The following is an 8,861-nucleotide window of genomic DNA, read 5'->3' on the forward strand; positions in this document are numbered from 1 at the left end:
GATGAACCGTGACAACGGCACCGAATCGTCTTACATTGCAGGACTTTTGCGCGGCATCGACCTGACTGCATCGCCACTGCGCCTGTTCGTCACCGGGACCGATGCCAGCGCTCGGCCCCAAGTGACGAGGGCGGTGCGCAAGAGGATCGAATCTGGTGACAGACCCGTGGTCACCGTCGTCACGCATGACGCCCCGGCCGATGCGATTGTGGTGATCGCGGACGCGCAGGCTCTGACCTCCGACGAAATCCGTGCTCTGAACGAGCTGGTTCAACGTGACGACCTCGGAGTTGTCATCGCCTCCGATCGGATCGATCCTCCACTCGCACCGATCTACTCGAACATCTCGAGTTTCGGTACCGTCCTACATCTGAACCCGTTGAACCGGTCAGATATTCGGAAGATCGCCGCGGAGCGAAGAGTTCCGCTCGACGATCGTGCCGTGCTGACGCTCGAGCATCTGGCCGGTGGTTCCTTCGGGGCCGTCGAAGCGTATTTCACCGCCGCCTCGGCGGGCCGCCCGGAAATGGCGACAGCCGTACGCACACACATCCTCCATCAGGTCACCGCTCTGCATCCGATCGAGCGTGAGATCCTCGAGGTTTCATTCGCCGTCCCGGACATCGACGCTTTCGAGCTCGATCTGGGACAGGAGAAGTTCAGCCTCACAGCGGCATTCGACCGAGCACTGGCTACCGGACTGTTCGGTTCGCGATCACCTCTCGTCGCGAGCGTTGTGGCAGAGTCGACCAGCACAGGACGTATCCGCAGCGAGCTGATCAGAATCGTCGAATCACGAGCGAACGCGAGAACCCTCGATATCGATACAGCACGAAGACTTTTCGACTCCGGCATCCGCCACCGCGATCTCACGGCTGTACTACGAGACGCAGTCGACGCGAGCACGCCGACGGTCGCGGCAGATCTTTTTCGTCGTGTGAATTCGATCGAGCCTCTCGGCGTGGCGGACACGCTGCTGTACGCCCAGGTTTCGGCTCGGAGTGGTGACCTCGACACTGCCTGCCGCCTGGCCGATTCCGTCGTCGCCGAACCCGATCTCGACAACGCGAGACTGGCTGCGGCGGTGCGAATCCGCGCAGCTTCGTCCGCAGCATGCGGCCAACTCCGCGCCGCCGCAGATCTCTACACCTGGCTCGGGCCAGGGCGCACCGAAACCGAATCCCCCTTCGCCGCAATCACCTTCCTCGGCATCGGCAACGTCGATGACGCGAACGCGGCGCTCGCCGGGCATACTGGATCACCGTCGAGCTCCACGGTCGGCGCTGCCACACTGGCCAATGGACTGATGCAATCGGTCACGGGGAGTGCACCGAGTGCGCTCAACACGATGTCGCGCGCACTTTCGCTCCCCGGCGGCTCCGGCACATCTGAATTCCAGCCTGATTCCGCCCCGGCGCTGGTAGCTCTTGCACTCCTGCACAACGGCGCCCATGAACGGGCCGCCGCTGTCGTCGCGGCCGCGATCGCCGCCGACGACGCAAGCAGTCACACGTGGGCGCGGCTTCACCTTCTCGACGCGTGGATCGCGATGACCCGTGGGCACGACACTGCTGTCGAAGATCTACCGGAGGAGGTAGTCCGCGGCCCCCTCCGTGAGCGTGACGCACTGTTTCTGCATGCCATGATCGTGGGTCTCGCTCGACGCTCCGGCGATCTCGCCCAGCTGCGGCGCGCCTGGTCGGGCGCAGCCGGCACCCTCTCGTCCTGCAGCGTGGATCTCTTCAATTTGCTTCCCATCGGCGAACTGTGGCTTGCGGCAGTACGACTCGACGAGGCCGAGCAGGTCGAGCATCTGGTCGACGACGCACGCACGCTCCTCCGAGCACTCGGCGAGCCTCCGCTGTGGTCTTCGCCGCTGCATTGGTACGGCGTCCAGGCGTCGATCCTCTCGCAGTCACCGGCCGATCTCCTTCCACACGCCCATACACTCGCGGAATCAGCCAAAACCCACACTTACGCAGCCGGTTTGGCGACCGCCGGACGCCAGTGGCTTCTACTCATGCAGGGCAGCGTCGACGCAGACGACGTGGAAGCTGCAGCGCGAACACTCAACCGCATCGGGCTGCCCTGGGACGCGGCCCGCTTGGCGGGCGAAGCAGCATTGCGCACACCGGACACCAAATCGGCCACCGCATTGCTCCACGTTGCGCGCTCGCTACGCACAACGTCGACGGCCGAGACGAATGCAACCGATTCGACCGACAGCGCGGCACCACCGTCGGTACTGACCGAGCGCGAACAAGAAGTTGCCGAACTCGTCGTCGTCGGCCTGACCTATCGGGAAATCGGCGAACGCCTCTACATCTCCGCAAAAACCGTCGAGCACCATGTCGCACGCATCAAGCGGCGCGTCGGGGCGCAGTCTCGTTCGGAACTACTCACCATCCTTCGCAGCATGACACCGCCGAACAAATAGTTAGCTGCATATTGTCCGGAGGGTTGCGTATATCCGTTTAAGTGATAGTTTTCACAGGAATCAGGACATGCATGCCGAGCAAAGTTCGGTAACTGTGAAACGGGGATCGCTATGAAGTGGGGAGTCGAACTCGCCGTCGGCAATAAACGAAGCATTGCTGCGATCGCGAAACCCGACTCGGAACCAGTGATCCTCGAACGCGAATCGGTGCTGCACCACGCTCCTGACGGCACCGTGCAGCTAGGTGAAACCGCGTTGGGGTCAACCGGCTTGCGCAGGTTCCTCGACAGGGTCGGAACTGACGATACCGACAACTTCTCCGAGCACATGACGCGGGGAGAGGAACTCGTAGCGACAGCAATGTATTGCCTGGTCAAGGAGGTCCGAACACTCACTGATCAGAACCTGAACATCTCTGCGGTGATCCCGGCAGGTTGGTCGAACGATTCCGTCGACGCACTGCGCGGCGCACTCGACAGCATGGATCTCGACGGCGTCGAACTGATTCCGGAAGAGCAAGCCTCCGCGGCCTGGCTCGCGGATCCGGATGCCGACGACAGTGCAGCCCGCGGAGCCGCAGCGTTGGCCGCGCCTTACTCGATCACCTCTACCTGTTCCGAACCCGAGCCAACCGATCTTGCCGAGCCAGAGGACACCCTCGAGGAGTTTCCGCCGTTCGTCCTGATCGAACCGGAGCCGGAATCCGGCGTGGAAGTACCGGGCACGAAAGCACCGAGCGTCGACGGTTGGCTGAATCGTCAGTGGCGGTCGGAGCGCCGACCGATCATCGCCGCCGCCGCCGCCGCAGTCTTTCTGACGGTGTCGGGGTGCGCGGCCGCGGTCATCATCGGACACACTCCGACCATTTCACCGCCCGGGATTCTCGACGCACAATCTCCCCTGCCCACCGGCACCACGCCCGCCACTGCGGCGAGTCAGCCCGGCACGGTTTCGCACTCAGCGACCTCGCTCCCGTCGGAAGTACCCGCTCTCGGCGCGCAGCCGACGGCGCAGTCGTGGTCATCCGACGCGGAATCGACCTCATCCGAATCCCAGCCCATCCCGGCGAGTCCGGGCACCGGTACCGAGAAATCCACTACGGCGAACGTCCCCGCGCAACAGGGATCGCCGATCACCATCCAGCTCGACCCCCTTCGGATCGAGAACCTGCCGCCGGTCGTCGGACCGCTGAATCCGGTCGATCCGGCTACCCCGGACACTCCCGCCGTGACCGACCCCACTGATACACAGACAACGCCGACGCAGCCCTCCAACCCGACCGACACAACCGATCCGGTGGTGCCGAATCCCGACATGCCCGTCATGCCATTGGCCCCGAGACCCGGAATGCCAAGTTAGACAGAAAGATTGAACAGCCAGACAGGAGGCGCATATTCCTCGTCGAAACTTTTCCCCTATGGTGGGTGCGGTACCTACCGGCTCGGTGCCGGGGACTTGAAGGGATTTCATGCGTAACTCGTTGGCGATCCGCACCGCTGTGGTCGGCGCCTCGGCACTACTGCTCGCAGCTCCATTCACCACGACGGCATCGGCAGAGCCCGCCTCCGACACGCATGTCGAACAGCTCGAAGCCGACCAGCTTCCGGCTGAGCTGGTCGAGGCGATCACACGCGATCTGAAGATCTCCCCACAGGAGTATCTCGACCGCGCTGCCAAAGCTCAGGAACTCGGCGCGTACGCCCAGGAATTCAAGTCCGAGCGCCCCGGCGACTACGCCGGATCGTGGATGGGACTCGACGGTCAACCCGTCGTAGCCGTCACCACCACCGAAGCTGCTCGAATCGCGGCCGACGACGGATACCGCACCCACGTCGCCCCCGTCTCCGCCGACACCCTCGAGAAGACGCTGGCCGACGTCAACGGATGGATCGCCGGGCTGCCCAAGGAAATATCACGCGCAGTCAATTCGGCGACTATCGACGTCTTGAACAACCAGGTCGTCATCGACGTTGCGAACAGCCCCGTCGGGCAGGCACTCAATCTTCCGACCCTGCTCGAGAACACCAAGATCGTTCTCAGCCCGGACGGTGGCGGATCGGTTGATCCCGGAGCGCTCGGCGGCGACACCTACATCACGTCGACAGGTCCCATTCGCGAGACACCGACCGAGAACATCTCGGTCTGCTCGTTCGGGTTCAACGCCGTCGACGATCAGAACAATGCACTCAATATCAGTGCCGGACACTGCAATCCGGCCGAGGGCTCGAAGTCGCCGGTCTACCTGCCGAATCACGCGAACGTCGACGACAGTCAGTTGATCGGCGCCTTCTCACAGTCTTCCGTCGGCAACAACGCCGGTGATCTCGATTACTCGGTCATCAAGTTCGACCAGTCGGGCATCGACGCGGGCCTCGACCGCGCTGCCGTCCGCGGTGCCAACGGGACCACCCTCGCGATCACCGGAACAGCACGTCCCGTGATCGGCGCTCCCATCTGCAAGTCGGGTCAGACGTCGTCCTTCACCTGTGGCGTCGTGGCAGCCGATCGCGTCGAAACACAACTGGTCATGGCTGACGGCGATTCACGAACCGTCCGCGGGTTCGCCGGTACCGCGTGCACCCTCGCCGGGGACAGTGGCGGCGCCATCGTCTCCGGAACCCTGGCGCTGGGCATCACCAGCGGTTCCAACAGCAGCGGCGCACCCAGTTGCAACGAAGCGAACCTGGTACTCGCGACCTCCGGTGGAACCTCGAATCTGGGTATCCCGGTCGGAGACATCCTCGACGCTGCAGATCGCGCATCCGGCGGCGGTGTCGGTTCCGGAATCCGCGTTCGCACTGCGGGTTGACCAACGCCTGATTCACGCACTGTGCCCGCCGATCTGTTCTGATCGGCGGGCACAGTGCTGTTGTCGGTCGGGGTCAGCGCTGTTTGCTCATGTAACGGGTGGGAATAGCGCGTTCGAACCCATATAGTCATGGTCGACTGTGATCGGCTCACCACAAGTCCGTGAGCCGTATCCGTGTGCTCCCAGGGGGGTGGTACGCGGTCAACGAAGTGGAAAGGCCCACATGCGAAGCTCCATCGCACGTCGCGCCGCAGTGTTCGGTTCGGCCGCGCTGCTGCTCCTCGGACCGATTACCGCGGTCGCGAACGCAGAACCGAATGAACCCGGTGTATCCGATCAGGCAGCCCATCTGCCCGTCGAACTCGCCGAAGCCCTACAGCACGACTTGGCGCTGACGCCCGACCAGTTCGTCTCGCGTTCCGAACTCGCGCAGAAGCTCGCAGAGTTCGCCGCCATCGCGCGCGTCCAGTTTCCCGACTCTTTTGCCGGCGTGTGGCTCGACGACCTCGGCAAGGGCATCGTCGCTCTCGCTGACGGTCGCGACAAGGATGCTGCCCGCGAGGCCGCCGAGAAGGCCGGCTTCGAGGTCAAGGACGTCGCGCAGAGCGAGCAGGCTCTGCAAGGTCAACTCTCGGCACTCAACACCTGGCTCGATTCGCAGCCTGCCGAGGTCGCAGACCTCGTGCGTGGCATCGCCGTCGACGTGGTCGGCAACGGAGTCGCCCTCACCGCCGATCCTGCCGCCGGCATCGAATTGCCTGAGTTCCTGAAGCGGACCGTCGTCCACACCGCTGCGCCGCTACTGGTTCCCCCGATCGTCGCGGACCTCATTCCCGCAACCGGATCCGCAACCGGCGACGCTGCACTGGGCGGAGACGCCTTCGGCGCAACCTCCGGTAACACCGGACTGCGTTGTTCATTCGGCTTCAACGGCACCGACGGTTCAGGACGCACGGTCAACATCAGCGCCGGTCACTGCGATCCCAACCGTGCCGCTGCCGGCACCTCGAACTCCAGCCAGGTCTTCCCGATGGTGAACAACCAGACCGGGCCCCGCGTCGGATACTTCGCCAAGAGCAGCTTCGACGGGCGTGACTACTCGATCATCAACATCGACGACAACGCGAAGTACCGCTTCGAGAACAACAGCGTGCGGGTCCCGTTCAACCGTTCGGTCAATATCACCGGTACCGCCGATCCCATTGTGGGCGCCCCGGTCTGCAAGGCGGGATCGACCACCGGCTTCAGCTGCGGCGTCGTCACCGGCGTCAACCGCGTCGCCAAGGTCTTGGATCACACCCTCGACAACGGCTTCACCACCAACATCTGCGTCCTGCAGGGTGACAGCGGTGGCCCCATCGTCTCCGGAACGTTGGCAGTGGGCATCACGAGTGCGTCCAACGTCGCCACCTCTCCCCTGTGCGAGATCGCTCAGGCCGAGACGTTGTTCGGACAAGAAGCACCGACGCAGTACGCGACGCCGATCAACGACATCCTCGCCGCCAATCCAGGCCTGAAGGTTCGCGACTACTGATCGCACGCATTCCCCGAGACAGCAAAACGGGCGCCACACCTTTCGAAGGTGTGGCGCCCGTTTCGGCGTTCGTGACGTCTAACCGGTCGAGCTGCTTACTGGAAGAGAGTTGTTCCGGCCGGAGCGTTCAGGACCTTGATCAGGTCCATGCCCGCGACGATTGCGGTTCCGCCGCCGGCGAGGATCGTACCGGCGACTCCACCGATACCGGCACCGGTGACCATGCCGGGGAGGCAGCCGATAACCAGGCCGGGCAGACCCACGATGCAACCGATGACTGCACCGACGATCGTGCCGGTGAGGCTACCGATCTGCGTGGCAAGCCCGAGCTGTGACTGGAACTTCTCGATTGCCTTCTGATCCTCGTCAGGCGAAGCAACCGGGGTGAACTCGGCAGCGACCGGCTTCGGCTTGGAGCTGGCCGTGTCCAGGTTCGGCTTGAGGGTGAGGGTCTTGCCGTCCTCACTGACGGTCTCGTCGAACGGGAACTGAACGTCCCCGAGGTTGAACGCGAGCGGCAGGCTCACGAGAGTTGCGCCCTGGCTGTTCTGCAAGTCGACGTGTGTGCCGTCACCCGATACCCGGAATGCCCCGGCATCGATGGTGGTGACAACAGCCTGGTCGACGACCTCGGCGGTGTACGAAACGTCGGGTGACGTCTCCGGAGCTGCGTAAGAAGTACCTGCAGCGATGCCCGTAGCGGCAATGGTCATCGCTGCGATGGCCGCAGCTTTACGAATGAACATTTTTGATCCTCCCCGGGAGCGAGCGGGCGCAAGTCGATGACTCACACCACCCGATTCCCCTGTGCGTGACGGGCGTAACGATAACAGCCGGTCGGTTGTCCTCACCTGCCCGGAAACCGAGTTAGGGCTGCCTGACAGAAAGGAGCCCGACGGCCACCGCCTAACGTGACGACCAGACATGTCTGCGTTTGACCAAGCCCGTCCGACGCAGAAGATTGATCTCTCCAGGCCACGAGCGGTTACCAGTCGGTATCTACAGGCTGGTAATGCTAGTTACTGGCGGGTAACATAACGCAGGTTAGTATCAGTGGGCTGTCCCGAGGTGGCCGACGCGTCGCCCTGAAACGAAAGGCCGCGACATGAATGCCCTGACGATTACGTTGGGCACGATTGGTGCTCTGCTGAGCTTGGTGTGTTGGTACATCTTCCTCTCAGGCGCGCTGAGGATGTTCAACACCGTGCGCATCGGCCAGTCGGCACCCGATCGATGGCGCCCGTTCTTCCCTCGCTTCAAGCAGATGATCATCGAGTTCATCGCGCACACGCGCATGAACAAGTTCCGCAGCGTCGGCTGGGCCCACTGGCTCGTCATGGTCGGCTTCCTCGGCGGATTCCTGCTCTGGTTCGAGGCTTACGGCCAGACGTTCAACCCCGAGTTCCACTGGCCCATCTTCGGTAACACGTGGGCGTGGCACCTGTGGGACGAGATCCTGGGCCTCGGCACCGTCATCGGTATCACCACGCTGATCGTGATCCGTCAGCTCAACCACCCGCGCCTGCCTGCGCGCCTGTCCCGGTTCGGCGGCTCCAACTTCAAGGCCGCCTACGTCATCGAGGGCATCGTCCTGCTCGAGGGCCTGGGCATGATCATGGTCAAGGCCGGCAAGATCGCGACCTACGGTCACGCCAACCCGTGGACCGACTTCTTCACCATGCAGGTCGCCAAACTGCTTCCCGCCAGCCCCGTCATGATCTCGGTGTTCGCGTTCGTCAAGCTGATGACCGGCATGATCTGGCTCGCGATCGTGGGCCGCAACATCACCTGGGGCGTCGCCTGGCACCGCTTCTCCGCGTTCTTCAACATCTACTTCAAGCGCGAAGACGACGGCACCGTCGCGCTCGGCGCGGCAAAGCCCATGATGTCCAAGGGCAAAGTCCTGACGATGGAGAACGTCGACCCCGACACAGACACTCTCGGCGCCGGAAACATCGAAGACTTCTCCTGGAAGGGCTGGCTGGACTTCACCACCTGCACCGAGTGCGGGCGTTGCCAGTCCCAGTGCCCTGCTTGGAACACCGGAAAGCCGCTCTCCCCCAAGCTGCTCATCATGTCGC

Annotated in this window: 5 protein-coding genes and 1 pseudogene; 5 read left to right on the top strand and 1 reads right to left on the bottom strand. The window is 63.3% G+C overall.

All coding sequences use genetic code 11. The annotated features are described in order from the left end of the window. The first annotated feature begins 1 nt into the window (after nucleotide 1). The 4 genes from AC1DVN_RS20030 to AC1DVN_RS20045 all read left to right on the top strand — a co-directional run bounded on the left by AC1DVN_RS20030 (nucleotide 2) and on the right by AC1DVN_RS20045 (nucleotide 6,780). On the top strand, nucleotides 2–2,437 hold the full coding sequence (locus tag AC1DVN_RS20030) for a LuxR C-terminal-related transcriptional regulator (RefSeq protein WP_477994149.1): 2,436 nt from the start codon (nucleotides 2–4) through the stop codon (nucleotides 2,435–2,437). 111 nt (nucleotides 2,438–2,548) lie between these two features. Beyond that, on the top strand, nucleotides 2,549–3,796 hold the full coding sequence (locus tag AC1DVN_RS20035; protein WP_477994150.1) for a hypothetical protein: 1,248 nt from the start codon (nucleotides 2,549–2,551) through the stop codon (nucleotides 3,794–3,796). 109 nt (nucleotides 3,797–3,905) lie between these two features. Then, a complete protein-coding gene (locus AC1DVN_RS20040) occupies nucleotides 3,906–5,246 on the top strand; it encodes a S1 family peptidase (RefSeq protein WP_019749373.1) in 1,341 nt (446 codons plus the stop codon). Nucleotides 5,247–5,469: 223 nt separating this feature from the next. Then, a complete protein-coding gene (locus AC1DVN_RS20045; protein WP_029538548.1) occupies nucleotides 5,470–6,780 on the top strand; it encodes a S1 family peptidase in 1,311 nt (436 codons plus the stop codon). Between the two features lie 95 nt (nucleotides 6,781–6,875). Here AC1DVN_RS20045 and AC1DVN_RS20050 read toward each other — a convergent pair whose 3' ends face one another. Next, nucleotides 6,876–7,526 (bottom strand): DUF8020 domain-containing protein, encoded by a 651-nt coding sequence (locus tag AC1DVN_RS20050; protein ID WP_477994151.1) that lies wholly within the window; start codon nucleotides 7,524–7,526, stop codon nucleotides 6,876–6,878. Nucleotides 7,527–7,885: 359 nt separating this feature from the next. On the opposite strand from AC1DVN_RS20050, the pseudogene AC1DVN_RS20055 reads away from it, so the two are divergent. After that, nucleotides 7,886–8,861, top strand: a pseudogene (locus AC1DVN_RS20055) (Fe-S oxidoreductase); the annotation flags it as partial.

The organism is Rhodococcus sp. P4_E4 (assembly GCF_056401575.1).